The sequence below is a fragment of the Streptomyces sp. NRRL S-455 genome, assembly GCF_000717875.1.
Classification (GTDB): domain Bacteria; phylum Actinomycetota; class Actinomycetes; order Streptomycetales; family Streptomycetaceae; genus Streptomyces.
Genome location: NZ_JOCT01000018.1, coordinates 75,110 through 100,686, shown reverse-complemented (window position 1 = coordinate 100,686; position 25,577 = coordinate 75,110). Strand labels below are relative to the sequence as shown.

The 25,577-nt window shown below is 70.8% G+C and carries 25 protein-coding genes and 3 pseudogenes; 18 read left to right on the top strand and 10 right to left on the bottom strand.

Annotated elements, in window-relative coordinates:
- Nucleotides 1-11: 11 nt before the first annotated feature.
- From argC to IE97_RS0123230, 5 genes are read left to right on the top strand one after another with little or no spacing between them, the layout of a single operon-like run.
- Entirely contained in the window at nt 12-1,040 is a 1,029-nt protein-coding gene (argC, locus tag IE97_RS0123250; protein WP_030243847.1) for an N-acetyl-gamma-glutamyl-phosphate reductase, read from the top strand.
- Complete coding sequence (argJ, locus tag IE97_RS0123245; protein ID WP_030243845.1) at nt 1,037-2,188, top strand: bifunctional glutamate N-acetyltransferase/amino-acid acetyltransferase ArgJ; 1,152 nt, start codon at nt 1,037-1,039, stop codon at nt 2,186-2,188. Before argC ends, argJ begins: the two co-directional genes overlap by 4 nt.
- A complete protein-coding gene (gene argB, locus IE97_RS0123240; protein ID WP_030243842.1) occupies nt 2,185-3,111 on the top strand; it encodes an acetylglutamate kinase in 927 nt (308 codons plus the stop codon). Before argJ ends, argB begins: the two co-directional genes overlap by 4 nt.
- Nucleotides 3,108-4,340, top strand: a complete 1,233-nt coding sequence (locus tag IE97_RS0123235) for an acetylornithine transaminase (protein WP_078603354.1) — start codon at nt 3,108-3,110, stop codon at nt 4,338-4,340. The genes argB and IE97_RS0123235 overlap by 4 nt, the downstream gene beginning before the upstream one ends.
- 7 nt (nt 4,341-4,347) lie before the next feature.
- Nucleotides 4,348-4,893 (top strand): arginine repressor, encoded by a 546-nt coding sequence (locus IE97_RS0123230; RefSeq protein WP_030243838.1) that lies wholly within the window; start codon nt 4,348-4,350, stop codon nt 4,891-4,893.
- 216 nt (nt 4,894-5,109) lie between these two features.
- On the opposite strand, the gene IE97_RS0123225 is transcribed toward IE97_RS0123230, so the two are convergent.
- From IE97_RS0123225 to IE97_RS42200, 7 genes and pseudogenes are all read right to left on the bottom strand, one after another.
- Nucleotides 5,110-5,913, bottom strand: a complete 804-nt coding sequence (locus IE97_RS0123225; RefSeq protein WP_030243836.1) for an FAD:protein FMN transferase — start codon at nt 5,911-5,913, stop codon at nt 5,110-5,112.
- Nucleotides 5,906-6,028, bottom strand: coding sequence for a hypothetical protein (locus IE97_RS43495; protein WP_267881801.1), 123 nt, complete (start codon nt 6,026-6,028; stop codon nt 5,906-5,908). Before IE97_RS43495 ends, IE97_RS0123225 begins: the two co-directional genes overlap by 8 nt.
- 91 nt (nt 6,029-6,119) lie before the next feature.
- Nucleotides 6,120-6,752, bottom strand: a pseudogene (locus IE97_RS39360) (FMN-binding protein); the annotation flags it as partial.
- A 39-nt stretch (nt 6,753-6,791) separates the two neighbouring features.
- A complete protein-coding gene (locus tag IE97_RS0123215) occupies nt 6,792-8,174 on the bottom strand; it encodes a ferric reductase-like transmembrane domain-containing protein (protein ID WP_030243833.1) in 1,383 nt (460 codons plus the stop codon).
- Nucleotides 8,175-8,310: 136 nt separating this feature from the next.
- Complete coding sequence (locus tag IE97_RS0123210) at nt 8,311-9,012, bottom strand: L,D-transpeptidase family protein (RefSeq protein ID WP_030243831.1); 702 nt, start codon at nt 9,010-9,012, stop codon at nt 8,311-8,313.
- A gap of 3 nt (nt 9,013-9,015) precedes the next feature.
- Nucleotides 9,016-9,602, bottom strand: a pseudogene (locus IE97_RS38630) (pyridoxamine 5'-phosphate oxidase family protein).
- A 105-nt stretch (nt 9,603-9,707) separates the two neighbouring features.
- A pseudogene (locus tag IE97_RS42200) lies at nt 9,708-10,375 on the bottom strand (hypothetical protein); the annotation flags it as partial.
- 222 nt (nt 10,376-10,597) lie between these two features.
- Here IE97_RS42200 and IE97_RS0123195 point away from each other — a divergent pair.
- The 5 genes from IE97_RS0123195 (at nt 10,598) to IE97_RS0123175 (ending at nt 16,601) form a co-directional block, all read left to right on the top strand.
- Nucleotides 10,598-11,794 (top strand): argininosuccinate synthase, encoded by a 1,197-nt coding sequence (locus IE97_RS0123195; protein WP_030243823.1) that lies wholly within the window; start codon nt 10,598-10,600, stop codon nt 11,792-11,794.
- Nucleotides 11,795-11,891: 97 nt separating this feature from the next.
- Complete coding sequence (gene argH / locus IE97_RS0123190; protein ID WP_030243821.1) at nt 11,892-13,325, top strand: argininosuccinate lyase; 1,434 nt, start codon at nt 11,892-11,894, stop codon at nt 13,323-13,325.
- 135 nt (nt 13,326-13,460) lie between these two features.
- The gene (locus IE97_RS0123185; RefSeq protein WP_030243819.1) at nt 13,461-14,432 is read left to right on the top strand and encodes an aldo/keto reductase; all 972 of its coding nucleotides are present in this window, start codon (nt 13,461-13,463) and stop codon (nt 14,430-14,432) included.
- A gap of 88 nt (nt 14,433-14,520) precedes the next feature.
- Nucleotides 14,521-15,072 (top strand): TetR/AcrR family transcriptional regulator, encoded by a 552-nt coding sequence (locus tag IE97_RS0123180; RefSeq protein WP_030243816.1) that lies wholly within the window; start codon nt 14,521-14,523, stop codon nt 15,070-15,072.
- Nucleotides 15,069-16,601: an MFS transporter gene (locus tag IE97_RS0123175; protein WP_030243814.1), complete on the top strand. Its 1,533-nt coding sequence runs from the start codon at nt 15,069-15,071 to the stop codon at nt 16,599-16,601. The genes IE97_RS0123180 and IE97_RS0123175 overlap by 4 nt, the downstream gene beginning before the upstream one ends.
- A 123-nt stretch (nt 16,602-16,724) precedes the next feature.
- On the opposite strand, the gene IE97_RS0123170 is transcribed toward IE97_RS0123175, so the two are convergent.
- A complete protein-coding gene (locus IE97_RS0123170) occupies nt 16,725-17,399 on the bottom strand; it encodes a lysophospholipid acyltransferase family protein (RefSeq protein ID WP_030243812.1) in 675 nt (224 codons plus the stop codon).
- Nucleotides 17,400-17,815: 416 nt separating this feature from the next.
- On the opposite strand from IE97_RS0123170, the gene IE97_RS0123165 reads away from it, so the two are divergent.
- The 3 genes from IE97_RS0123165 to IE97_RS0123155 all read left to right on the top strand — a co-directional run bounded on the left by IE97_RS0123165 (nt 17,816) and on the right by IE97_RS0123155 (nt 20,132).
- On the top strand, nt 17,816-18,991 hold the full coding sequence (locus tag IE97_RS0123165; RefSeq protein ID WP_030243810.1) for a glycerophosphodiester phosphodiesterase: 1,176 nt from the start codon (nt 17,816-17,818) through the stop codon (nt 18,989-18,991).
- Between the two features lie 92 nt (nt 18,992-19,083).
- Nucleotides 19,084-19,578, top strand: coding sequence for an RNA polymerase sigma factor (locus IE97_RS0123160; RefSeq protein ID WP_030243807.1), 495 nt, complete (start codon nt 19,084-19,086; stop codon nt 19,576-19,578).
- 56 nt (nt 19,579-19,634) lie between these two features.
- Complete coding sequence (locus IE97_RS0123155; RefSeq protein ID WP_030243804.1) at nt 19,635-20,132, top strand: GNAT family N-acetyltransferase; 498 nt, start codon at nt 19,635-19,637, stop codon at nt 20,130-20,132.
- Nucleotides 20,133-20,225: 93 nt separating this feature from the next.
- Here IE97_RS0123155 and IE97_RS0123150 read toward each other — a convergent pair whose 3' ends face one another.
- Nucleotides 20,226-20,657, bottom strand: a complete 432-nt coding sequence (locus IE97_RS0123150) for a hypothetical protein (RefSeq protein ID WP_030243802.1) — start codon at nt 20,655-20,657, stop codon at nt 20,226-20,228.
- The gene (locus IE97_RS0123145) at nt 20,638-20,997 is read right to left on the bottom strand and encodes a hypothetical protein (RefSeq protein ID WP_030243799.1); all 360 of its coding nucleotides are present in this window, start codon (nt 20,995-20,997) and stop codon (nt 20,638-20,640) included. Before IE97_RS0123145 ends, IE97_RS0123150 begins: the two co-directional genes overlap by 20 nt.
- Before the next feature lie 69 nt (nt 20,998-21,066).
- Between IE97_RS0123145 and IE97_RS0123140 the strand changes: the two genes are divergently transcribed.
- The 5 genes from IE97_RS0123140 (at nt 21,067) to IE97_RS0123120 (ending at nt 25,500) form a co-directional block, all read left to right on the top strand.
- Nucleotides 21,067-21,717, top strand: a complete 651-nt coding sequence (locus IE97_RS0123140; RefSeq protein WP_030243797.1) for an HAD-IA family hydrolase — start codon at nt 21,067-21,069, stop codon at nt 21,715-21,717.
- A gap of 378 nt (nt 21,718-22,095) precedes the next feature.
- Nucleotides 22,096-23,130, top strand: coding sequence for a methionine ABC transporter ATP-binding protein (locus tag IE97_RS0123135; protein WP_030243795.1), 1,035 nt, complete (start codon nt 22,096-22,098; stop codon nt 23,128-23,130).
- Entirely contained in the window at nt 23,127-23,834 is a 708-nt protein-coding gene (locus tag IE97_RS0123130) for a methionine ABC transporter permease (RefSeq protein WP_030243793.1), read from the top strand. The genes IE97_RS0123135 and IE97_RS0123130 overlap by 4 nt, the downstream gene beginning before the upstream one ends.
- A 62-nt stretch (nt 23,835-23,896) precedes the next feature.
- Nucleotides 23,897-24,715: a MetQ/NlpA family ABC transporter substrate-binding protein gene (locus IE97_RS0123125; protein WP_030243789.1), complete on the top strand. Its 819-nt coding sequence runs from the start codon at nt 23,897-23,899 to the stop codon at nt 24,713-24,715.
- 152 nt (nt 24,716-24,867) lie between these two features.
- Nucleotides 24,868-25,500, top strand: a complete 633-nt coding sequence (locus IE97_RS0123120; protein ID WP_030243787.1) for a GNAT family N-acetyltransferase — start codon at nt 24,868-24,870, stop codon at nt 25,498-25,500.
- Nucleotides 25,501-25,577: the final 77 nt, after the last annotated feature.

Here is a 25,577-nt window from a genome sequence, read left to right as displayed (position 1 = left end):
GAGGAGGTTCCATGGCGGTACGTGCGGCAGTGGCCGGAGCGAGTGGATACGCGGGCGGGGAACTGCTGCGTCTGCTCCTGGCGCACCCCGAGGTCGAGATCGGCGCCCTGACCGGCAACTCCAACGCGGGACAGAGGCTCGGCGCGCTGCAGCCGCATCTGCTGCCGCTGGCCGGCCGAGTGCTCCAGGAGACGACCCCCGAGGTCCTCGCCGGGCACGACGTCGTCTTCCTCGCCCTGCCACACGGGCAGTCCGCCGCCGTCGCCGAACGGCTCGGACCGGACGTGCTGGTGATCGACATGGGGGCCGACTTCCGGCTCACGGACGCCGCCGCCTGGGAGAAGTTCTACGGCTCGCCGCACGCCGGAACCTGGCCCTACGGCCTTCCCGAACTGCCGGGTGCCCGCGCCGCGCTGGAGGGGTCCAAGCGCGTCGCGGTGCCCGGTTGCTACCCCACGGCCGTGTCGCTGGCGCTCTGCCCGGCCTACACCGCGGGTCTGGCCCGGCCCGAGGCCGTGATCGTCGCCGCGTCCGGCACCTCCGGCGCGGGCAAGGCGCTCAAGCCGCACCTGCTGGGGAGCGAGGTCATGGGCTCGATGTCCCCGTACGGCGTCGGCGGCGGCCACCGGCACACCCCCGAGATCACGCAGAACCTCGGCGCGGCCGCCGGCGAGCCGGTCACCGTCTCCTTCACGCCCACCCTCGCGCCGATGCCCCGCGGCATCCTCGCCACCTGCACCGCCGCCGCCCAGGACGGCGTCACGGGCGAGTCCCTGCGCGCCGCCTACGAGAAGGCCTACGCCGACGAGCCCTTCGTGCACCTGCTGCCCGAGGGACAGTGGCCCGCCACGGCCTCCGTCTACGGTTCGAACGCCGTTCAGGTGCAGGTCGCCCACGACGCCGCCGCCGGACGGATCATCGCGATCAGCGCCATCGACAACCTCACCAAGGGCACCGCGGGCGGTGCCGTGCAGAGCATGAACATCGCCCTGGGGCTCGACGAGTCCACCGGACTGACGACGATCGGAGTTGCGCCGTGAGTGTGACGGCAGCGAAGGGATTCACGGCGGCGGGCATCGCCGCCGGGATCAAGGAGAACGGCAACCCCGACCTGGCCCTCGTGGTCAACACCGGCCCCCGCCGCGCCGCCGCCGGCGTCTTCACCTCCAACCGCGTGAAGGCCGCCCCGGTGCTGTGGTCCGAGCAGGTGCTCAAGGACGGCCGGCTCTCCGCCGTCGTCCTCAACTCGGGCGGCGCCAACGCCTGTACGGGCCCGAAGGGCTTCCAGGACGCCCACGCCACCGCCGAGAAGGCCGCCGACGTGCTCGGTGTGGGCGCCATCGAGGTCGCCGTCTGCTCGACCGGCCTGATCGGCGTCCTCCTCCCCATGGACAAGCTGCTCCCCGGCGTCGAGAAGGCCGCCGGGTCCCTGAGCGAGCACGGTGGCGAGAAGGCCGCCATCGCCATCAAGACCACCGACACCGTCCACAAGACGTCCGTCGTGACCAAGGACGGCTGGACCGTCGGCGGCATGGCCAAGGGCGCCGGCATGCTCGCACCCGGCCTCGCCACCATGCTCGTCGTCCTCACCACAGACGCCGACCTGGACAGCGAGACCCTGGACAAGGCGCTGCGGGCCGCCACCCGCACCACCTTCGACCGGGTCGACTCCGACGGCTGCATGTCCACCAACGACACCGTGCTGCTGCTCGCCTCCGGCTCCGCCGGCGTCACTCCGGAGTACGAGGAGTTCGCCGAGGCCGTACGGCAGGTCTGCGACGACCTCGGCCAGCAGCTCATCCGGGACGCCGAGGGAGCCAGCAAGGACATCAAGGTCGAGGTGATCAACGCCGCGACCGAGGACGACGCCGTCGAGGTGGGCCGCTCCATCGCCCGCAACAACCTCCTCAAGTGCGCCATCCACGGCGAGGACCCCAACTGGGGCCGGGTGCTCTCCGCCATCGGCACCACCTCCGCCGCCTTCGAGCCGGACCGGCTGAGCGTCGCCATCAACGGCGTCTGGGTCTGCAAGAACGGCGGCGTCGGCGAGGACCGCGACAAGGTCGACATGCGCTTCCGCGAGGTCCACATCGTCGCCGACCTGGCCGCCGGCGCCGAGACCGCCACCATCTGGACCAACGACCTCACCGCCGACTACGTCCACGAGAACAGCGCATACAGCTCATGAGCAGTCCGACGCGGAAGCACACCGCCCTCCCCAAGGCCCAGATCCTCATCGAGGCGCTGCCCTGGCTGGTCCGGCACAACGGCAAGACCGTCGTCATCAAGTTCGGCGGCAACGCCATGGTCGACGAGGACCTCAAGGCCGCCTTCGCCCAGGACGTGGTGTTCCTGCACCACGCCGGCCTCAAGCCCGTCGTGGTGCACGGCGGCGGCCCGCAGATCAGTCGGGCGCTCGATCAACACGGCATCGTCAGCGAGTTCAAGGCGGGCCTCAGGGTGACCACCGAGGACGCCATGGACGTCGTACGGATGGTGCTGGCCGGTCAGGTGCAGCGCGAACTGGTCGGGCTGCTCAACCAGCACGGGCCGCTCGCCGTCGGCCTGACGGGCGAGGACGCGCACACCATCACCGCCACCAAGCACCAGCCCGAGATCGACGGCGAGCTCGTCGACATCGGGCGGGTGGGCGAGATCACCGCGATCGACACGGGCGCGATCGAGGCCCTCCTCGCCGACGGCCGCATCCCGGTCGTCTCCTCCATCGCCCGCTCCCAGGACGACGGACATGTCTACAACGTCAATGCTGATACGGCGGCTGCGGCACTCGCTGCTGCACTGGACGCCGAAACCCTCATGGTCCTCACGGACGTCGAGGGACTCTACGAGGACTGGCCGCACAGCGACGAGGTGATCAGCCGCCTCACCGCCTCCGAGCTGGAGCGGCTGCTGCCCGACCTGTCCTCCGGCATGGTGCCGAAGATGGAGGGCTGCCTGCACGCCGTGCGCAACGGCGTCACCACCGCCCGCGTCATCGACGGCCGGGTCCAGCACTCGATCCTGCTGGAGATCTTCACCGACGAAGGCATCGGCACGATGGTCGTGCCCGACGAGAAGCCCGGCGGACCGGGCGAACAGGGGGAGTCGTGAACAACGCCGTGGACAAGGTCACGGGCAACGTCGCGGGCAATCAGGAACTGACCGCGCGGTGGCAGGGCGCGCTCATGAACAACTACGGCACCCCGAGGCTCCCGCTCGTCCGCGGCGAGGGCACGAAGCTGTGGGACGCCGACGGCAACCAGTACCTGGACTTCGTCGGCGGCATCGCGGTCAACGCGCTCGGCCACGCCCACCCGGCGATCGTCGAGGCCGTGAGCCGGCAGATCGCCTCCCTCGGCCACGTCTCCAACCTGTTCGTCGCCGAGCCGCCGGTCGCGCTCGCCGAGCGGCTGCTGCGGCTCTTCGGCCGCGACGGCAAGGTCTACTTCTGCAACTCCGGAGCCGAGGCCAACGAGGGCGCCTTCAAGATCGGCCGGCTCACCGGCCGGACCCACATGGTCGCCACCCAGGGCGGCTTCCACGGCCGCACCATGGGCGCCCTCGCGCTCACCGGCCAGCCCGGCAAGCAGGAACCCTTCCTGCCGCTGCCCGGCGACGTCACGCACGTACCGTACGGCGACGCGCAGGCCCTGGCCGCCGCGGTGACGGAGGAGACCGCCCTCGTCGTCATCGAGCCGGTCCAGGGCGAGAACGGGGTCGTGGTCCCGCCCGCCGGCTATCTCAAGGCGGCCCGCGCGATCACCGCCGCGACCGGGGCGCTGCTCGTCCTCGACGAGGTGCAGACCGGCGTCGGCCGGACCGGGCACTGGTTCGAGTACCAGGCCCACGAGGGTGTGCTGCCCGATGTCGTGACCCTCGCCAAGGGCCTCGGCGGCGGACTGCCGCTCGGCGCGACCGTCGCCTTCGGGCGGGCCGCCGAGCTGCTCCGGCCCGGCCACCACGGCACGACCTTCGGTGGCAACCCCGTCGCCTGCGCCGCCGGGCTCGCCGTCCTCGACACCATCGAGAACGAGGGGCTGCTGGAGAACGTCAAGCGGCAGAGCGAGAAGCTGCGCGACGGGATCGAGGGCCTCGGCCACCGATTGATCGATTTCGTCCGGGGCTCGGGCCTCCTCCTGGGTATCGTGCTCACCGAGCCGCTCGCGCCCCAGGTGCAGCAGGCGGCTCAGGACGCCGGTCTCCTGGTGAACGCGCCCGCCCCCGATGTCGTACGGCTCATGCCGCCGCTGAACATCGCCGATGCCGAGGTGGACGCTTTCCTCCGGGCGCTGCCCGGCGTCCTCGACGCAGCCTACGGGGACGGACGATCCGGGGAATGAGACGACGATGAGCCAGGCGCAGGACCACGAGCAGCCGGGGGCGAACGGGCCCGCCGTGCCGCAGACCCGCACCGCACGCCACCGCCGGATCGTGGACATCCTCAACCGGCAGCCCGTGCGGTCGCAGAGCCAGCTGGCGAAGCTGCTCGCCGACGACGGGCTGAGCGTCACGCAGGCGACGCTCTCCCGGGACCTGGACGAGCTGAACGCGGTGAAGATCCGCAACGCCGACGGTGACCTGATCTACGCGGTGCCGAGCGAGGGCGGTTTCCGCACGCCGCGCGCGCCGCTGGGCGGGTCGGCGAAGGAGGAGCGGATGCGGCGGCTGTCGCAGGAGCTGCTGATCTCGGCGGAGGCTTCGGCGAATCTCGTGGTCCTGCGCACCCCTCCGGGGGCGGCGCAGTTCCTGGCCTCGGCGATCGACCAGGCGGAGCTGCACGACATCCTGGGGACGATCGCCGGTGACGACACGTTGCTGTTGATCAGCCGGGACCCTGTCGGGGGGCAGGCGCTGGCGGATCACCTGCTGAGGCTGGCGCAGAACGGGCACTGAGCGCCGTAGGGATGCGGGCCTGTGGTGGTGTGCGGGTGGACTGTGGCTGATCGCGCAGTTCCCCGCGCCCCCAAGAAGCCAACTCAGCTGCGGGCAGTCGTGCCGCTGGGGCGATGGGGGTCCCCGCTGCTCGAGCGGAGCCGAGAGCTTGGGGGAGGGTGTGCGCAGCGGCACCCCGCGCCGCCGGGTTGCGCAACGCCCCGCCCCGGCCCCCACTCACCCCAGCCTCGCTGCCAGCCCCCCAGTGCAGCGCACCTCGTCACCCGCCGTGATGAGTAACGCCTCAACCCCCGGCAGCGACTCCAGCCACGCCAGCCCCTCCCGCGACCCCATCGCGAACGCCGCCGTCGCCCAGCAGTCCGCCCACGTCAGCCGCGGCCCCACCACGGTCACGGCGACCAGGTCGGTCACGGCCGAACGCCCCGTACGCGGGTCGAGGATGTGCGCGCCCCGCTCCGCGGTACCGGACGTGGCCACCGCCAGCTCATCAACCCCGGCCGCCGTGACGACCGCCGCGAGGCCCCCCGGACGCAGCGGGTCCGACACCCCGACCCGCCACGGCCGCTGCGCCTCCGGCGCGCCGAGCATCTGCACGTCGCCGCCGCCGTTGATGTTCACCCCGCTCACGCCGGGCGTACGCGCCAGCCGCCGCGCCGCCCGCTCGACCGCCCAGCCCTTGACGATGCCGGTCGGATCGAGGCGGCCCTGGTACGACGTGCTGAACCAGCCGTCGCTCAGCCGCTCCGCCTCGGCGGCCAGCTCCAGTACCTCGGCGACCTCGGGGTCGCACTCCTCGACGGTCAGTTCGCCGCGCTGCAGCCGGGAGATCTGGCTGTCCTCGCGATAGGTGCTGAACACCTCGTCGACCCGGTGCAGCCCGGCCACCGCCTCGTCCACCGCCGCGCGCACGGCGGCCGGTTCCCCGCCGCGGACGTCGAAGGAGAAGACGGTCCCCATCGTCTCCTCCACATGACGCACCGCGGCGGGAGCCTGTGCGGAGTCGGCCACCGTGTCAGCCACCGGCCTGGTCCAGCGCCTGGTTGAGGCGGGGGACCGAGGAGGAGGTGATCTGGTCGCTGCGTCCGCCCTTGGGGGCCTGGACGGCCTCGGCCTTGGTGATCTTCCCGCCGGCCACGGTGATGCGGACCTGGACCGGACCGTACTCCGTCTGCGCGACACTGCCCGTGACGGTCCTGGCCTGGGCGCTGCCCGCGCCGGAGCCCGCGCGCCTGGTTGAGGCGGGGGACCGAGGAGGAGGTGATCTGGTCGCTGCGTCCGCCCTTGGGGGCCTGGACGGCCTCGGCCTTGGTGATCTTCCCGCCGGCGACCGTGATACGGACCTGCACCGGCCCGTACTGCGTCTGCGCCACGTCACCCGTGACCGTCTGGGCGTTGCCCGAGCCCTGCGAGGCGCCCGCCGAGGCCTTGGCCTTGTCCAGCGCCGACTGGAGGGACTTCTTGTAACCGGCGCTGGTGTACGTCGCCCCGGAGACGGCGTCGATGTCCGCGCTCTGCGCGGCGACCGCCGCCTGGTTGAGGCGGGGCACCGAGCTGGCGGTGATCTGGTCGCTGCGCCCGCCCTTGGGCGCCTGCACCGCCTCGGCCTGGGTGATCTTGCCGTTGCTCATGGTCAGGCGGACCTGCACCGCGCCGTACTCGGTCTGCGCCGCGTCCCCGGTGACCGCGCCGTTCACGCCGCCCTGCGGGGCCTGACCGGCCGCCGCGGGCGGGACCTGACCGCCCGCGGCCTGGGCGCCGCCCGGGTCGGAGGCCGGCTTCATGGACAGCAGCAGCACGATGCCGGAGACGGTGGCTGCGCCGGCGAGCACGGCACGCCGGACGGGGTGACTCTTCTTCATGTTCCTCAAGCTCCTGAAGGGCCGTTGATGTCCCGTCGCTCACATCTCGAACGACTCGTGATGGATACGGCGGGCGGGGACTCCCGCGCCGCGCAGTGCCTCGTACACCGACTGCGCGAAGCCGGGCGGCCCGCACATGAAGACGTCGTGGTTGTCGATGTCCGGGATCTTCCGCTGGAGGGATTCCGCGGAGATGTCGGGGCGTTCCCCGTCCGGGCTGTTGACCGCGTACATCAGCCGGGCTCCGCGCTCCTCGGCGATCTTCGCGAGTTCGCCCCACAGCGCCAGGTCCTGGGTGGTGTTGGCCCGGTAGAGCAGGGTGATGTCGCCGGACGCGCCCGGCAGCGTCTCGAACAGCGCCCGCATCGGGGTGATGCCGACACCGCCCGCGACCAGCAGCACCTTGCCGCGGCTGCGGCGCTGGGCGGTCATCGCGCCGTACGGGCCCTCGGCCCACACCTTGGTGCCGGGCTCGAGGTCACGCAGCCGGGAGGTGTGGTCACCGATCGCCTTGACGGTGATCCGCAGCATGTCCGGGCGGGGCGCCGCCGACAGCGAGTAGGGGTGCGAACTGAAGCGCATGCCCGGTGCCTTGAACCGCCAGCGGAAGAAGTGCCCGGCCTCCGCGCCCATCCGGTGCAGCTTGCGCCCGCTGATCAGCACGGACACGATGCCCGGGGTCTCCTCGATGACGGCCGCGACGCGCATACGGTGCCGCAGGTTCAGCCGGATCGGGGTGAGGATCCGGTACCAGAGCACCAGCGCGGTCACCACCCCGTACAGCCCGTACCAGAAGGTCTTCGCGGCGGGCTCGACGGCGAACTCGTTGCCGGTGGTGATCTGGTGCCAGAACGTCATGTACACCGAGGCGTACGTCAGCAGGTGCACGTGGTACCAGGTGTCGTACCCGATCAGCCGGCGGACCCCGCCGATCGACAGGATCCCGATGACGAACAGCAGGCCCGTGCCGATGGCGGCCTTGCCCATGTCCGGCAGCTGGTTGATGGAGTCGATGGTCTGCTGGACGATGTCGCCGAGCCCCTTGCCCGCCTGGAGGGCGTAGCCCCACATGGTGAGGAAGACATGGGCGAGGACCAGGCAGAGCGTGTAGCGGCCGCTCATGGCGTGCCAGCGCGCGACCCGGTCGCTGCCCACCCGCCGCTCCAGCGCCGGCACCCGGGCCATCTGGAGCACCACGAGCGCCATCAGGTAGCCGGCGAGCAGTCCGGTGATCCGGCCCGCGGCCAGGATCTTGCTCGAGGTGTCCGCGAGGGACGGTGTGTTGTCCCACCACAGCCACAGCACGGCCGCCGCACCGGCCGCCAGGGCGATCAGCAGCGGGACGGCCGGGGAGCGGCGCGGGCGGATGCGGCGCATCGTCTGGCGGCGGGCGGCACGTCCGCCTGCGAGCGTGGTGGTCACGGTTCCTCCGTGGGGACTTGACCCTTGGCCCACAGATACGTGCCGGGACACGGGAGTGTTCAGCCACGTGCCGAGTCATGTGCGCACAGGCGTGACCGGGGGTAACACGTCTGGGTGCCCGGGTGGTCTGCCGGCCCTAGTACCGGGTGACGGCCGTGGCGCCGCTCGTCGTCCCGACCGCGATGTGAGGGCGCCGCGCCGGGTCGGCCCACGTCAGGATCCGCCGCATCGCCTCCTTCGGCACGGAAACGCAACCGGCTGTCGCCCCGCGGCCGTGGACGTGCAGGAAGATGCCGGCCCCGCGCCCCCGTACGGGACGGCGGTAGTTGAAGCCGATGACGAGCGCGTGCGCGTACCGCTCCCCGTAGGTGATCAGGTGCTCGGACTCGGCGGCCCGGCAGTCGGCCGCGCGGGGCTCGGTCCAGCGGTTGTAGGAGCGGGACTCGTTGTCCTGGCACCACCAGGAGTCCCGGTGCACCCGGCGGTACCGGTACGCCGTCCCGCGCGGCGCCGCCTCGATGCCGAAGGCGTACGGCAGGCCGTAAAGACCCGTGGGTGTCGTGTTCGTGCCCTGCTTGCGGGAGGCGCCCTGGGCCAGCCCGTTCGCCCCGAAGCGGGCGCGTGTGGAGCCCGCCTTCACCCACCGTCCGCCCCTGCGGTCCCACCAGGTGACGGTGCCCGTCGTCGAGGTGGACCTCGGCGCCACCGCGGTGATCAGCTGGGTGCCGCCGCCGGTGTCCGCCATCCGGGCCGGCAGTGGCTGTGACGAGGGGGGCGGGGGCCCGACGCCGAGCACGACGAGGGAGGAGACGGCGAGGGCGACGGCACCGGGGCGCATGCCTCAGACCGTAGAGGGAGGCAGCGGCAACGGCAGCCCGGGTAGTCCGTCCAGGCTGGTCGCGATGTGCTCCTTCTTGGTGAAGTAGGCGCTCAGCGAGGCGTCGTCCTCACGGGCGAAACGCTTGCCGTCCAGATCGCGCTCCGCCTCGTACGCCATGAAGGGCACCGCGTAGCCGCAGGTGTCGCGGACGAGTTCGGCTGTGACGACGATGATCGCGCGCAGGCCGTGCTGTGTCGGGTCGATGTCCGGGAAGTGCGCGAGCAGTTCTCCGAACCGCGGCTCGTCGCGGAACACCGGCTCGCCCTTGCCGTGCACCCGCACGATGTTCGGCGGCCCCTGGAAGGCGCACCACATCAGGGTGATCCGCCCGTTCTCCCGTAGGTGGGCGATGGTCTCGGCGTTGGAGTCGGCGAAGTCGAGATAGGCCACGGTGTGCTCGTCGAGCACCACCAGAGAGCCCTTGAGGCCCTTGGGGAGAGGTTGACCGTGCCGTCGGCGGACAGGGGAGCGGTGGCGGTGAAGAAGACCGGCTGCGCCTCGATGAACGAGCGGAGCCGGCCTTCTATGGCCTCATGAGTCGTTCCCATGCCTCAGGATCATGGGCGCGAGTCCTTCGACCGTCTAAGGAATTGCGGGATCCGGTCACCTCTGCCGGATCCCGCCCCCGGCGCCTGCCTGTGGCCGCCCCGGCCGGCGCTCGAACGGGGCTCGAGCGGGCCGAGGATGGCGTTCTGGACGAAGTTGGGTCCGCCCTGGCCGACGGTGTCGACGAGGCGCTTGTTGGCCTCCTCGATCTGCTTGTTCAGGTCGCCCAGGTTGCGGTCGACCTCCGCCTGCGCGGAGGCGGGGACGGCCGGCAGCTGGGAGGCGACGTCCGGGCAGCTGATCGTGCCCGCGTCGGCGTTCCCCGCCTCACCCGCACCCGCGCCCGCACCCGCGTCCTCCCCGGCCCCGGCCTCCGCGCCCGCTCCGGCTTCCGCGCCGGCTCCGGCCTCGGCACCCGCTCCCGCCTCGGCGCCTCGAGCGGGCCGAGGATGGCGTTCTGGACGAAGTTGGGTCCGCCCTGGCCGACGGTGTCGACGAGGCGCTTGTTGGCCTCCTCGATCTGCTTGTTCAGATCGGCAAGGTTGCGGTCGACCTCCGCCTGCGCCGAGGCGGGGATCGCCGGCAGCTGGCCGGTGACGTCAGGGCACGAGATGCTGCCGGGACCGGCCAGCGTCCGCGCGTTCTTTCCGCCGCCCTCGGGCGTCTCCCCGGCGAGGGCGAAGCCGGCGATCACCGTGCCGGACAGCGCCACCGCGGCGGCGCCGCCGATGAACGTGACGCGACGCTTGTTGTACTTCGGAAGAGCCCTGGACATGCGGATGCCTCACTCGGGGTCGGGGGGTGTTGTGGGTGGTGCAACGCGGCGCCTGCGTTCGGCGAGAGGTACGGGTAAGCGATTTCTCGCGTTCAAAGGATCTTCAAATTTCTCTCGCGTGGCCGGAAGCAGGCCCCCGCCCCCTGCTCAGCGGATTGACGAATCATGCAGAACACTGCATACTCATGCATGTCAGTGGTTGCAGTATGAGGGGAAGAACCCGTGGCCGAGCGCGTCGTACTCGCCTACTCAGGCGGTCTTGACACCTCCGTCGCCATCGGCTGGATCGCCGAGGAGACGGGCGCCGAGGTCATCGCGGTAGCGGTGGATGTCGGCCAGGGCGGTGAGGATCTGGACGTCATCCGCAAGCGAGCCCTCGCCTGCGGTGCGGTCGAGGCCGAAGTCGCCGACGCCAGGGACGAGTTCGCCGAGGAGTACTGCCTCCCGGCGATCAAGGCCAACGCCCTCTACATGGACCGTTACCCGCTCGTGTCGGCTCTCTCCCGGCCGGTGATCGTCAAGCACCTCGTCGCCGCAGCCGAGAAGCACGGCGCCACCACGGTCGCCCACGGCTGCACCGGCAAGGGCAACGACCAGGTCCGCTTCGAGGCCGGCATCGTCGCCCTCGCTCCCGACCTGAAGTGCATCGCCCCGGTCCGCGACTACGCCATGACCCGCGACAAGGCCATCGCCTTCTGCGAGGAGAAGGGCCTGCCGATCGCGACCACCAGGAAGTCGCCGTACTCCATCGACCAGAACGTCTTCGGCCGCGCCATCGAGACCGGTTTCCTGGAGGACATCTGGAACGCGCCGATCGAGGACCTCTACGAGTACACCGAGAACCCGGCCCTCGCCCGCGAGCCCGACGAGGTGGTCATCACCTTCGAGCAGGGCGTCCCGGTCGCCGTCGACGGCGAGTCCGTCACCGTCCTGCAGGCGATCCAGCGGCTCAACGAACGCGCCGGCGCCCAGGGCGTCGGCCGGATCGACATGGTCGAGGACCGGCTCGTCGGCATCAAGTCGCGCGAGGTGTACGAGGCTCCGGGAGCGATCGCGCTGATCACCGCCCACCAGGAGCTGGAGAGCGTCACCGTCGAGCGCGAACTCGCCCGCTACAAGCGGCAGGTCGAGCAGCGCTGGGGCGAGCTCGTCTACGACGGCCAGTGGTTCTCCCCGCTCAAGCGCGCCCTGGACGGCTTCGTCGACGAGGCGAGCCAGTACGTCACCGGAGACATCCGGATGACCCTGCACGGCGGCCGCGCGGTGGTCACCGGTCGCCGCTCGGCGCAGTCGCTGTACGACTTCGACCTCGCGACCTACGACACGGGCGACACCTTCGACCAGTCCGCGGCCAAGGGCTTCATCGACATCTACAGCCTGTCGTCGAAGATCGCGGCGCAGCGTCAACAGCGGGCGTGACCCGGCGGGGCCTCGCGCAAGCAGTAGCGTGATGACCGCCTCCTCACCAGGGGTGAGGAGGCGGCGGCACATCCACACCCATTGAGGAGCACAGCAGGTGAGCAGCAACAGCGGTGACGTCCGGCTCTGGGGCGGCCGTTTCGCCGACGGTCCCGCCGAGGCCCTGGCGAAGCTGTCCGCTTCCGTCCACTTCGACTGGCGGCTCGCGCCGTACGACATCGCCGGTTCGCGTGCGCACGCGCGCGTGCTGCACAAGGCGGGCCTGCTCACCGAGGACGAGCTGACCCGGATGATCGCCGGCCTGGACCAGCTGGAGGCGGACGTCGCCGACGGCTCCTTCGTCGGCACCATCGCCGACGAGGACGTCCACACCGCCCTGGAGCGCGGCCTCCTGGAGCGGCTCGGTCCCGACCTCGGCGGCAAGCTGCGCGCGGGCCGCTCCCGGAACGACCAGGTCGCGACCCTCTTCCGGATGTACCTGCGGGACCACGCCCGGGTCATCGGCGGTCTGCTCGCCGAACTCCAGGACGCGCTGATCGGCCTCGCCGAGGCCCACCCCGACGTGGCGATGCCCGGCCGCACCCACCTCCAGCACGCCCAGCCGGTGCTCTTCGCCCACCATGTCCTCGCCCACGTCCAGTCCCTGTCCCGGGACGCCGAGCGCCTGCGCCAGTGGGACGAGCGCACGGCGGTCTCCCCGTACGGCTCGGGCGCCCTGGCGGGCTCCTCCCTCGGGCTGGACCCGGAGGCGGTGGCGAAGGACCTCGGCTTCGAACACGGCTCCGCCGGCAACTCCATCGACGGCACGGCCTCCCGCGACTTCGTCGCCGAGTTCGCCTTCATCACGGCGATGATCGGCGTCAACCTCTCCCGGATCGCCGAGGAGGTCATCATCTGGAACACGAAGGAGTTCTCCTTCGTGACCCTGCACGACGCGTTCTCGACCGGCTCGTCGATCATGCCGCAGAAGAAGAACCCGGACATCGCGGAGCTGGCCCGCGGCAAGTCCGGCCGTCTGATCGGCAACCTGACCGGCCTGCTCGCCACCCTGAAGGCACTGCCCCTCGCCTACAACCGTGACCTCCAGGAGGACAAGGAGCCGGTCTTCGACTCCATCGACCAGCTGGAGATCCTGCTGCCGGCCTTCACTGGCATGATGGCCACGCTCACCGTGCACCGGGAGCGCATGGAGGAACTGGCCCCGGCCGGCTTCTCCCTCGCCACCGACATCGCCGAGTGGCTGGTCAAGCAGGGCGTCCCGTTCCGCGTCGCCCACGAGGTCGCCGGCGAGTGCGTGAAGGTCGCCGAGGCAGAGGGCAAGGAACTGGACGACCTGACGGACGAGCAGTTCGCGAAGATCTCCAGCCACCTGACGCCCGAGGTGCGGACGGTCCTCAACGTCCCCGGCGCGCTGGCGTCCCGCAACGGCAGGGGCGGCACCGCCCCCAGCGCGGTCGCGGTACAGCTGGCCGAGATGAAGGCAGACGTGGAGACACAGCGCGCCTGGGCGACAGCGCGGCAAGGATCCTGAGGGGCGCGGGGAACCGCGCGACAAGCCCCAGAAGCCCCGCATCCGCAAGAGCGCGACAAGCCCCGAGGTCAGGGGCGAAGGTCATCCCGGGCGTTACGTTGGTCGAAAGCCGCAGCCGACCGAACGGAGCCCCCGATGCCCTTCGCCCGCCTGGCCACAGCGACGACCCCCACCTGCCACATCGGCCTGGGCCTCGCCGCCGTGGGACGCCCCGGCTACATCAACCTCGGCCGAGACGAGGACCTTCCTTCGGAGCGCACGGTCGATGCCCTGCGGGAGCGCACCCACGAACTCCTCGACGCCGCCTACGCACAGGGCGTCCGCTACTTCGACGCCGCCCGCTCCTACGGCCGCTCGGAGGAGTTCCTCGCCGACTGGCTGCGGAACAGGCCCGGCCTCGATGACATCGTCATCGGCAGCAAGTGGGGCTACACCTACACCGCCGACTGGTCCACCGACGCCGAGACGCACGAGGTCAAGGACCACACCCTGGCCGCCTACGAGCGGCAGCGCGCGGAGAGCCACGCCCTGCTCGGCGACCGGCTCGACCTGTACCAGATCCACTCGGTGACCCCCGACAGCCCGGCCCTCAGCGACAAGGAGCTCCACGCGAAGCTCGCGGAGGCCGCCGCCCAGGGCCTCACCGTCGGCTTCTCCACCAGCGGCCCCGCGCAGGCGGACGCGATCCGCGCCGCCCTGGCCGTGACGGTCGACGGCGAACCCCTCTTCCGTACGGTGCAGTCCACGTACAACGCGTTGGAGACCTCCGCCGCCCCCGCGCTCGCCGAGGCGCACGACGCCGGCCTGACCGTGATCGTCAAGGAGGGCATGGCCAACGGCCGACTGGCGGGCCCGCACGCGCCGGACGTCATGAAAGAGATCGCCGAGCGGACGGGACTGGGCTGTGACGCCGTCGCCCTGGCCGTCATCCTGCGTCAGCCCTGGGCCGGGGTCGTCCTCTCCGGCGCCGCCACCACCGGCCAGCTCGCCTCCAACCTGCACGCCGCGGTCGTGGACCTCGACGACGACCAGCTGGCCCGCCTCGCCACGCTGGCCGAGGAACCACGCGCGTACTGGGAGCGGCGCGGACAGCTGCCCTGGCACTGATCACCCCTCTCCCTCCGTGACTCGGCAGCAATGAGTCACGCATGCCCTGTGTGAGACATTCATGTCTCATATGGTCTATGCTCGTCTCATGGCTGTCGACCTTGACCATGTGCTGCGCTCCGCCGCCGCCCTGCTGACGCACAAATCCACCGCGACGATGGACGAGGTCGCCAAGGCCGCCGGGATCAGCCGGGCCACGCTGCACCGCCATGTCGCCGGACGGGACGCCCTCGTCCGCGCACTGGAGACGCTCTGCATCGCGGAGTGCCAGGCCGCCCTGGACGCGGCCCGGCTGGACGAGGGCGCGGCGAGCGAGGCCGTCCGCCGGCTGGTCGGGGCCGTCGAGCCGGCCGCCGGACTGCTCGCCTTCCTCTACACCGAGAACCAGCTGTTCGAGGGCGAGGAACAGAACGCGGGCTGGACCCTGATCGACGACCGGATCTCCGCCCTGTTCCGGCGCGGCCAGCTCAGCGGCGAGTTCCGCATCGACCTCACGCCGGCCTGGCTCACCGAGGCGCTGTACGGGCTGATCGCCTCCGGCGCCTGGATGGTGCAGAGCGGCAAGGGCGCCCCCAAGGACTTCCAGCACATGATCGTCGAGCTGCTGCTCGGCGGTGCACTACGGAGAGAGGAATCATGACCAGCACCCTGCAGACGGCGACAACGACCGAGGCGGTGAAGCGCCCGGGCCGCTGGCTAGCGCTCGGCGTTCTCGTGCTCGCCGTGCTGCTGGTGGCCGTCGACGCGACCGTCCTCGGTCTCGCGACCCCCTACATCAGTGAGGACCTGAACCCCTCGGGCACCCAGCTGCTGTGGATCGGCGACGTCTACTCGTTCGTCATCGCCGGTCTGCTCGTCTCCATGGGAAGCCTCGGCGACCGCATCGGCCGCAAGCGGATCCTGCTGGCCGGTGCCACGGCGTTCGGCGCGATATCCGTGTTCAACGCCTACGCCACCACGCCCGAGATGATGATCGTCGCGCGGGCGCTGCTCGGCGTCGCCGGCGCGACCCTGATGCCGGCCACGCTCGCGCTGATCCGCAACCTCTTCCACGACGCACGGGAGCGCAGTCTCGCCGTCGGCATCTGGGGCGCCACCGCATCGGCGGGCACCGCCGTCGGCCCCATCGTCGGCGGGTTCCTGCTGGAGCATTTCTGGTGGGGGTCGGTCTTCCTGATCAACCTGCCCGTGATGGCCGTGCTGGTCCTCGTCGGAATCAAGCTGCTGCCCGAGTCGCGCACGGCGAACCCGGGCCCCTGGGGCCTGGGCAGCGTCGTGCTGTCACTGGTCGGCATGGTCGGTGTCGTGTACGCGATCAAGGAGACCGCCACCCACGGTTTCGCCTGGGCCGCCTCGGCCGCCGGCCTGCTGGGTCTCGCCGCCCTGTACGGGTTCGTCCGCCGGCAGTTCCGGCTCCCGGCCCCACTGCTGGACATGCGGCTGTTCCGCAGCCGTGGCTTCAGCGGGGCGGTGCTGGCCGACCTGCTGACCATCCTCGGCCTGTCCGGACTGGTGTTCTTCCTCTCCCAGTACCTGCAGCTCGTGCAGGGCAGGGGGCCGTTCGAGGCGGGTCTGGCCGAACTGCCCGCCGCGATCGGCGCGGTGGTGGCCGGTCTGGTCGCGGGGCGTACGGCACGCCGCTTCTCGGTGCGTGCCGTCGTCTCCGGCGGCCTCGCGGCGATCGGCCTCGCCCTGGCCGCGCTCACGGTGATCGACCAGTCCACCGGCTACCCGCTGCTCGGAGCCGCGCTGCTGGTGGTCGGCGCCGGTGCCGGTTTCTCGTTCACCGTGACCGCCGACGTGATCCTCTCCAGCGTGCCCAGGGAGCAGGCGGGCTCCGCCTCCGCCGTGTCCGAGACGGCCTACGAACTGGGCGCCGCCCTCGGCATCGCCGTGCTCGGCTCGATCGTGACCGGCGTCTACCGCGACTTCACCGGCCCGGCGGGCACACCCGCCGCGGCCCACGAGTCGCTGGGCGGCGCGGTCGAGGCGGCCGCGGGCATGCCCCCGCACAGCGCCTCCGTGATGCTGGACGCGGCCCGCACGTCGTTCGTCGACGGACTGGCACTCGCGTCGGGCGTCGGCGCGGCGGTCCTGCTGGCCGCGGCGGCGGTGGCCTGGTTCCTGCTGCGCCACCAGAAACTGGAATCGACCCCGGACCACACCTGACCCGCCCGCCCGACGGAACGCCCCTGAGGGTGACCACCCTCAGGGGCGCGGGGAACTGCGCGACCAGGCCACGCCCTCCCGCGGCCGCGAGACCCACCGGCCACGGCGCGCGCCCGGTCGGAACTACGCCGCTTCCTTCGCCTTGCTCGCGTACATGTCCACGTACTCCTGCCCGGACAGCCGCATGACCTCACTCATCACCGAGTCGGTCACGGCCCGCAGCACGTAACGGTCCCGGTCCATCCCCTCGTACCGGGAGAACTCCATCGCCTCACCGAACCGCACGGTGACCTTGCCGGGGCGGGGCAGACCCGCCCCGCCCGGCTGGAGCCTGTCCGTGCCGATCATCGCGAACGGCACCACCGGCGCCCCCGTCATCAGCGTGAGCCGGGCAATGCCGGTACGCCCCCGGTACAGGCGGCCGTCGGGCGACCGCGTGCCCTCCGGGTAGATACCGAAGACCCGGCCCTCCTCCAGGACCCGTCGCCCGGTCATCAGCGCGGCCACGCCGCCCCGGCCGCCGTCCCGGTCGACCGGGATCATGCCGACGCCCGTGAAGAACCAGGCCATCAGCCGGCCCTTGAGGCCCTTGCCGGTCACGTACTCGTCCTTGCCGATGAAGAAGACCTGCCGGTCGCAGACCAGCGGAAGGATCATCGAGTCGATGAACGTCAGGTGGTTGCCGGCCAGGATGACCGGACCGTCGGCGGGAATGTGCTCCGCGCCTTCCACCTGTGGGCGGAACATCAGGCGCATGATCGGGCCGAGCACTGCCTTGATGAGCGCGAAGCGGGACAACGGACCCTCCGGTGTCAAGGGATTGCTTTATGAGTCTGTGCAGGTGAGGACGATACTCGCGGCCCCGGGGGTCGCGCACATCGGCACGGCGACTTAACCGAGGCCTTACGTACTGTTGACGCGTGTTTACCTGCGGTGACGCACCGTCGATGGCCGGTGACACAGCCGCCACGATGTGACGGACATCGCCCCGGGCGCGCCGCCGTCGGCCCCGCACGCGTTCCCAGCACAGCCGCTCCGAATCCACCGGGGCGCCGATCGGGGCCCGAGAAATGCGACGGTCCGTCAGTTCTCCCCCACACGGGCCACCGTGACATCCCTCGTCACCCGCGTGTTCCGCGCGGCGTCTCCCACTCGTCATGTACGCGCCCTTACGATCAGCCCGCACTGACGAGCCGACGGCAGGGAGGCCGCTCATGGGTACGCAGAAGTCGAACGAGGAAACGAGCGGCACCGGACGGCGGGCCCTGCTCGGGGCGGCGGTGCTCGGCGCCGGCGGAGCGGTCCTCGGCGTGACCGGCACGGCGAGAGCGGACGGCGCCCGGCTGCGCGGCGGCGCGCACGGGGGGTTGGAGAGCCTTCCCAAGCCGACGATCGTCGGCCACCGCGGGGCCAGTGGCTACCGCCCGGAGCACACCATCGGTTCGTACCAGCTCGCTCTCGACATGGGCGCGGACATCGTCGAGGCCGGCGACCTGGTGCCGACGAAGGACGGGCACCTCGTCTGCCGTCACGAGCCGGAGATCGGCGGCACCACGGACGTCGCCGACCACCCCGAGTTCGCCGACCGCAAGACGACCAAGCTCCTCGACGGCGTCTCCACCACCGGCTGGTTCACCGAGGACTTCACCCTCGCCGAGTTGAAGACCCTGCGCGCGGTCGAGCGCATCCCGGCCAACCGCCCGCACAACACCCTCTACAACGGGCGCTGGGAGATCCCCACCTTCGAAGAGGTCCTGGAGTGGCAGGGCGAGCAGACCCGTGAGCGCGGCAAGCAGGTCTGGATCTACCCCGAACTCAAGCACCCCACCTACTTCCGCAAGCAGGGCCTGCCGCTGGAGGAGCGGGTCGCCAAGCTGCTGCGCAAGTACCGCAAGTGCGAGCGAACGTCCCCGGTCGTCATCCAGTCCTTCGAGCCGACCAGCATCGAACGCCTCAACAAGCTCGTCGACAACCCCCTGGTCGTCCTGCTGTCCTCGGCGAACACCCGCCCCTGGGACTTCGTCGAGTCGGGCGACCCGCGCACCGTCGCCGACCTCGTCAAGCCGGCCGGCCTGAGGGAGATCGCCTCCTACGCGCAGGGCATCGGCCCGACGCTGGACCTGGTGATCCCGCGGGATGCCGAGGGCAACCTCACCGAGCCGACGACGCTGGTCTCGGACGCGCACAAGGTGGGCCTCATCCTGCACCCGTGGACCCTGCGCAACGAGAATCCCTTCCTCCCCGCCGACTTCCGCAAGGGCACGGAGGCCGACGCCTACGGTGACGTCTTCGGCGCGTACCGGGCGTACTTCGCGACCGGCATCGACGGCGTCTTCACCGACCAGCCCGACACGGGCCTGCTGGCCCGCGAGGACTTCCTCAACGGCTGAGCGCGTCAATGACCGAGCCCCACATCCACCCGGTGGGGTGAGCTCCGGCCGTCCGGGCAACCCGCCACCCGGGCGGCCGCGTCGCTCCGCATATGACGCACGACCTGGTCACCGACCTGCGCCCGCTGCTCAACGCCGAGGCCTGCGCCGAGGCGCCTGCCGCCGGAGCCGAACCGGGCGATCTGGAGCAGGCGGTCTGGCTCCGCCTGCTGGAGCGTCTCGACGCCGAGGATCCGCCGTCCGACCCGCAGGAATGGCTCCGCCGGGCCATCCGCTCGGAGGCCCGCCGCACCCGCCGTACCAGCCGCCTCGAACAGCCGTACGCCGTCGAGCCGGTCGACGACGATCGGCGCGGCCCCGAACAGCTCGCGCTCGCCGCGGCTCGCGGCCGTGCTCTGCGGGAGGCCGTACGGCGCCTCCCGGGCCGCTGCCCCCGGCTGATGGAGGCCCTGCTCTCGCCCGAGGACCTGACATACCAGGAAATCGCAGGGGAGTTGGGTATCTCACAGGGGAGTCTTGGTCCGGAACGTTCCAGATGCCTGGGATGTCTCCGCAGATTGCTCACGCCGGAGGTTGCGGCCCGCTGAGGACGGGGATAGGAGTGAGGGACGATAGTGATCAGATGAGCGGGAGGCGTGCGCACATGGGCATGAGTGTGACCATCTCTGCGGCGACCGAGCAGGACGCGGAGCAGATCTTCAGGCTGCAGTACCTGTGCTTCCAGCCGGAGGCGGCGCTGTACGGGAACTACCGCATCGACCCGCTCGTCCAAACACTCGACTCGGTCCGCGAGGAGGTAGCCCGCGACTGCGTCTTCGTGGCCCGGCTCGGCGACGAGGTCGTGGGCTCGGTCCGCGGCTCGGTCACCGAGGACGGCGCGGCCGCCATCGGCAAGCTCTGCGTGCACCCGCGACTCCAGGGCCACGGCATCGGCGCCCGCCTCCTCCGGGCGGCCGAATCGGCCCTCGCCGGCCAGCACGGCGCCACCCGCTTCCGCCTGCACACGGGCCACCGCAGCGAGGGCAACCTCCGCCTCTACCGCAAGGTGGGCTATCAGACGGTGGGCACGTCCCAGGGGGCGGACGGAGTACCGATGATCGTCCTGGAGAAGCCGGCCGGGACGTACGCGGCGACAGCCTGAAGCTCGCCCTTGAGGGGCGCGGGGCTATAGCGAAGTGCGGCTCCGCCGCGTGGGCGCGAACAGCGACACACTGCCCGCGGCCGCCTGATCACCTCAGGCGGCATCCCCATCTCGCGTACGCGAGATCCGTAGCCAGTAGATCGCCGACAACGGCAACAGAACCGGGATGAACACATACCCCATCCCGAAGTCCGACCACACGGTGGCGTCGGGAAACGCCGACGGCTCGACCAGCGTCCAGGTCCCCACCGTCAGCACACCCACCAGCTCCGCGACACAACACACCAGCGCCGCTCGCCGAGCCCTCTCCCCACCCCGCACCAGCGTGTACGTGATGAACCCGTACACGACACCGGCCACGGCCGACAGCGAGTACGCCAGCGGCGCCCGGTCGAACTCCGTCGCGATCTGGTACGCCGATCGCGACACCGCCCCGACGACCATCACGCCGTACAGCCACACCAGCAGCGTGCCCGGCCCACTGGTCAGCCGTCGCCGGCTCACCTCAGCCTCCCCAGATGTCATAGAGCCGCACCTCCAGCACGGCCAGCACCACACCACCCGCGGCGACCGTGACCGAGCCCCACCGCGTTCGCTCGGCCAGCGACATGAACCCGGCCGCGGGGATGCATGCGAACGCCCCCAGGAGATACGCCACGAAGATCGTCGTGCCCTGTTCCGGATCCTCGCCCTGCGCCAGCAGCACGATCCCCACCACGAGCTGGATCGCCGACAGCAGCGTGACGACGGCCATCCCGATGAAGTGCCAGTCCTTCGTCGGCTGGTCACGGTAGGCGGCCCAGCCGCACCAGGCGGCGAGCAGCAGCGCGGCGACGCCGGTCACCAGCGTCAGGGCATCAAGCATGGTGCGACCTTATTACGGCCGAAAAGGCCCGATGCCTCCGGCCCTGGCCCGCCCCGTAGGGTCGAGGACATGAAGATCCACGCGCACGCCCTGCTGTTCGACAACGACGGAACCCTCGTCTCGTCCCTCGCCTCCGTGGACCGCTGCTGGACGCGATGGGCCGCCGAGTACGGGATCACGGCCGAGGAGTTCGCGCGGGTCGAGCTGCACGGCAGGCCGGCCGCCGAGATAGCCGCCGACCTGCTGCCCGCCGAGGTCGTGCCGCGGGCCGTCGCGCGGATCGAGGACCTGGAGGTGGAGGACGTACCTCACGGCGGCGTGCACCTGCTGCCGGGGACGCGCGCCCTCCTCGACTCCCTGCCGGCCGAGCGCTGGGCCGTCGTCACCTCCGCCACCCGGCGGCTGGCCGAGGCCAGGCTCGACGCCGTCGGCATCCTGCCCAAGACGCTCGTCGCCGCCGACGACATCACCCGGGGCAAGCCCGACCCCGAGCCCTACCTGCTCGCGGCCCGCACCCTCGGCGTCGACCCCGCCCACTGCGTCGTCTTCGAGGACGCTCCCGCGGGCCTCGCGGCCGGGCGCGCCGCCGGCATGACCACCGTGGCGTTGACCACAACCCACCAGGCCCACGAGCTGCGGGCCGACCTGGTCGTCGAGGACCTGTCGGCCCTGTCGGCACAGGTCACCGACCACGGAGTGGAGATCTCCCTCCGCGGCTGACGCGTCCCGCCTGCCTGTCCACCGCTGTCCACCATCCGGACAGCGGCGGCTTGTCAGGACCGTACGCATGTTTTACTGACGGCATGACCACGACGAGCGACCGCATCCCCGCGACCGAGGCGACCATGACGCCCGGTGCTCGTTGTACGTGTCGAATGTGCGCCTTCTAGAGGGCCCCCGCACCACCCCCTGAGCTCGCGCCCCGAAGCGAGACCGCGGCATGTCCGCACGCCCTGAGCGATGCGTGACGCCCAGCCGCCCCGCGCACATGTTCTCCCCGGTTCCACGCCCCCGCGAGAACCGTGTCGCGTCCCTGAACGAACGCACCCGTGCCCGGGCACACCCGCGCCCGCGCACTCGACAGTGACGGAAACCCACGTGATCACCACAACGGACCTGACCAAGGTCTACCGTTCGCGCGGCCGCGAGGTCACCGCCCTGGACGGCGTCGACCTGCACGTCCGCGAAGGCGAGGTGTACGGCGTCATCGGCCAGTCCGGCGCCGGCAAGTCCTCGCTCATCCGCTGCGTCAACCTGCTGGAACGCCCCACCTCCGGCACCGTGACGGTCGCCGGACAGGACCTCACCGCCCTGGCGGGCAGGGGCCCGCGCGCCGGAAAGGAACTCCGGCAGGCGCGCAGCAGGATCGGCATGGTCTTCCAGCACTTCAACCTGCTGTCCTCGCGGACCGTCCAGGACAACGTCGAGCTGCCGCTGGAGATCCTCGGCAAGTCCGGGAAGGAACGCTCCCGCAAGGCGCTGGAGCTGCTCGACCTGGTCGGCCTCGCCGACAAGGCCGGCGCCTACCCCGCCCAGCTCTCCGGCGGCCAGAAGCAGCGCGTCGGCATCGCCCGCGCCCTGGCCGGCGACCCGAAGGTGCTGCTGTCCGACGAGGCCACCAGCGCCCTCGACCCCGAGACCACCCGCTCGATCCTGGCCCTGCTGCGCGACCTGAACCGGCAACTCGGCCTGACCGTCCTCCTCATCACCCACGAGATGGACGTCGTGAAGTCGGTCTGCGACTCGGCCGCGCTCATGGAGAACGGCCGCATCGTCGAGTCGGGCACGGTCAGCGAGCTCCTGGCGACCCCGGGCTCCGAACTGGCCGCCGCGCTGTTCCCGCTCGGCGGCGAGGCCTCCGGCGACGACCGCACCGTCGTCGACGTCACCTTCCAGGGCGAGAGCGCGACCCAGCCGGTCATCTCACAGCTCGCCCGCACCTACAACATCGACATATCGATCCTCGGCGCCGCCATCGACACCGTCGGCGGGCTCCAGGTCGGCCGCATGCGCATCGAACTTCCCGGCCGCTACGAGGACAACGTCGTCCCCATCGGCTTCCTCCGCGAGAAGGGCCTGCAGATCGACGTCCTGGGCCACCAGGCCGAACTGGTGAAGGAGGGTGCCAAGTGACCTGGTCCGAGATGCAGCCCCTGCTGGAACAGGCGTGCTGGGACACGCTCTACATGGTCGGCTGGTCCACGCTCATCGCCGTCGTCGGTGGACTCCCGCTCGGGATCCTGCTCGTCCTGACCGACCGCGGCGGCCTCCTGCAGAACCTCGCCGCCAACAAGGTCATCGGGCAGGTCGTGAACATCGCCCGCTCCCTGCCGTTCATCATCCTGATGGTCGCGCTGATGACCTTCACCCGCTGGATCACCGGCACGACCATCGGCCGCGAGGCCGCCATCGTGCCGCTCGCCATCGGCGCCATCCCCTTCTTCGCGCGCCTGGTCGAGACGGCCGTCCGCGAAGTGGACCACGGGCTCGTCGAGGCCGTGCAGTCCATGGGCGGCAACACCTGGACCATCGTCCGCAAGGTCCTGGTGCCCGAGTCGCTGCCGTCGCTGATCTCCAGCACCACCACCACGATCGTCGCCCTCATCGGCTACTCCGCGATGGCGGGCACCGTCGGCGCCGGCGGCCTGGGCGACATCGCCATCCGCTACGGCTACCAGCGCTTCGAGACGCAGCTGATGTGGATCACCGTCGCGATCCTCGCCGTCGTCATCTCCCTCATCCAGTTCGCCGGCGACTACGCGGCCCGCTCGCTGCACCGCCGCGGCGCCCACTCGGGCCCCGCCCCGAAACTGCGGCTGCTCAAAGCCGCCTCCTGATCCCCTCGTCCACCCACGACGAGGTCGCACCACTCGCAAGGCCATAAGGAAAGGCACTTTTCGTGCGTAACACCGCCAAGATCACCACTGCCGCCCTCGCCGCCGGAGCCCTCACCCTCGGGCTCAGCGCCTGCGGCGCGGGCGCCTCCGGCTCCGACGGACCCCTGATCGTCGCCGCCAGCCCCACCCCGCACGCCGAGATCCTGAACTACGTCAAGGACAACCTCGCCAAGAAGGAAGGCCTCGACCTCCAGGTCAAGGAGTTCACCGACTACGTCACGCCGAACACGGCGACGCAGGACGGCTCCGTGGGCGCCAACTACTTCCAGAACCAGCCGTACCTCGACGACTTCAACAAGAAGAACGGCACCGACATCGTGCCCGTCGTCACGGTCCACCTGGAGCCGCTCGGCCTCTACTCCCACAAGGTCAAGAAGGCCGACGCCCTGAAGAGCGGTGCGACCGTCGCCATCCCCAACGACACCGTCAACGAGGCCCGCGCCCTCAAGCTCCTCGCCGCCCACAAGCTCATCACCCTCAAGGACGGCGTCGGCAGCGAGGCCACCCCCGCCGACATCACCAAGAACCCGAAGAAGCTCAAGTTCAAGGAGCTGGAGGCGGCCCAGACCCCGCGCTCCCTCGACGACGTGGACGCCGCCGTGGTCAACGGCAACTACGCCATCGAGTCCGACCTCAAGCCCTCGAAGGACGCCCTCGTCCTCGAGTCCCCGAAGAACAACCCGTACGGCAACTTCCTCGCCGTGAAGAAGGGCGAGGAGGACGACCCGCGCGTGAAGAAGCTCGCGAAGCTCCTCACCTCGCCCGAGGTGAAGAAGTTCATCCAGGACAAGTACGCCGGCTCCGTGCTCGCCTCCTTCTGAGCCCCCGCCCGGCACCCGCCACGCACGGGGTCCTCCCGCACCGGACGACTGCCGGACGGGGGAGGGCCCCGTGGTGCGGAGCAGTGCTTTCATGCTGCATGCTGGGCAGTTCAGCAGGTCCCGAAGGTTCACCGAAGGTTACGGAGCGGCGCATGACGAGCACCTTTCCCAACGTCTCCATCAGCACGGAGCGGTTGGTGCTGCGTCCCCTCGACGAAGACGACGTCGCCGCCCTGACCGCGATGATGAACGACGAGCAGGTGGTGGCGTGGACCTCCGTCCCCCAGCCCTTCACGGAGGCCGGAGCCCGTACCTGGATCACCGAGTGCGCCCCCACCGAGCGCGCCGAGGGACGCGGCCTGGACTTCGCGGTCACCGAGTTCCTCACCCAGCGTCTGGTCGGCGTCATCCGGCTCGGCAAGACCAACTGGCAGGTGCGCTCCACCGAACTGTCGTACATCATCGCCCCCTGGGCCCGCGGCGAGGGCTACGCCTCCGAGGCCGCCCTCGTCACCGCCCGGTGGCTCTTTTCGGACCAGAAGTTCGAGCGCATCGAACTGCGCACGGCGGCCGGCAACACCGCTTCCCAGCAGGTCGCCCAGAAGATCGGCTGTATCAGCGAGGGCGTGCTGCGCAACGCCTGTATAGCCCGGGCGCGTACCGAGGACGGCACCTGGACCGACGTGCGCACCGACTTCATCGTGTGGAGCCTGCTCCCCGAGGACCTGGAAGGCGTGGGCGAGCAGCTGCCCGGCGGCTTCACGTCCTTCGGCGACTGGAACTGACCGGACGGATCCCGCGCGCCACGGCACCGCCGCTCCTTCCGCCGCCTTCACCGGGTACTCTCACGGAGCCCCGCCTG

What these genes read in the sequence shown, in the direction of transcription:
- argC (WP_030243847.1), top strand. Translation starts at nt 12, where the DNA reads ATGGCGGTACGTGCGGCAGTGGCCGGAGCGAGTGGATACGCGGGCGGG.
- argB (WP_030243842.1), top strand. Translation starts at nt 2,185, where the DNA reads ATGAGCAGTCCGACGCGGAAGCACACCGCCCTCCCCAAGGCCCAGATC.
- IE97_RS0123230 (WP_030243838.1), top strand. Translation starts at nt 4,348, where the DNA reads ATGAGCCAGGCGCAGGACCACGAGCAGCCGGGGGCGAACGGGCCCGCC.
- IE97_RS0123210 (WP_030243831.1), bottom strand. Translation starts at nt 9,012, where the DNA reads ATGCGCCCCGGTGCCGTCGCCCTCGCCGTCTCCTCCCTCGTCGTGCTC.
- IE97_RS0123185 (WP_030243819.1), top strand. Translation starts at nt 13,461, where the DNA reads ATGCCCTTCGCCCGCCTGGCCACAGCGACGACCCCCACCTGCCACATC.
- IE97_RS0123180 (WP_030243816.1), top strand. Translation starts at nt 14,521, where the DNA reads ATGGCTGTCGACCTTGACCATGTGCTGCGCTCCGCCGCCGCCCTGCTG.
- IE97_RS0123175 (WP_030243814.1), top strand. Translation starts at nt 15,069, where the DNA reads ATGACCAGCACCCTGCAGACGGCGACAACGACCGAGGCGGTGAAGCGC.
- IE97_RS0123165 (WP_030243810.1), top strand. Translation starts at nt 17,816, where the DNA reads ATGGGTACGCAGAAGTCGAACGAGGAAACGAGCGGCACCGGACGGCGG.
- IE97_RS0123160 (WP_030243807.1), top strand. Translation starts at nt 19,084, where the DNA reads ATGACGCACGACCTGGTCACCGACCTGCGCCCGCTGCTCAACGCCGAG.
- IE97_RS0123155 (WP_030243804.1), top strand. Translation starts at nt 19,635, where the DNA reads ATGGGCATGAGTGTGACCATCTCTGCGGCGACCGAGCAGGACGCGGAG.
- IE97_RS0123150 (WP_030243802.1), bottom strand. Translation starts at nt 20,657, where the DNA reads ATGACATCTGGGGAGGCTGAGGTGAGCCGGCGACGGCTGACCAGTGGG.
- IE97_RS0123145 (WP_030243799.1), bottom strand. Translation starts at nt 20,997, where the DNA reads ATGCTTGATGCCCTGACGCTGGTGACCGGCGTCGCCGCGCTGCTGCTC.
- IE97_RS0123140 (WP_030243797.1), top strand. Translation starts at nt 21,067, where the DNA reads ATGAAGATCCACGCGCACGCCCTGCTGTTCGACAACGACGGAACCCTC.
- IE97_RS0123120 (WP_030243787.1), top strand. Translation starts at nt 24,868, where the DNA reads ATGACGAGCACCTTTCCCAACGTCTCCATCAGCACGGAGCGGTTGGTG.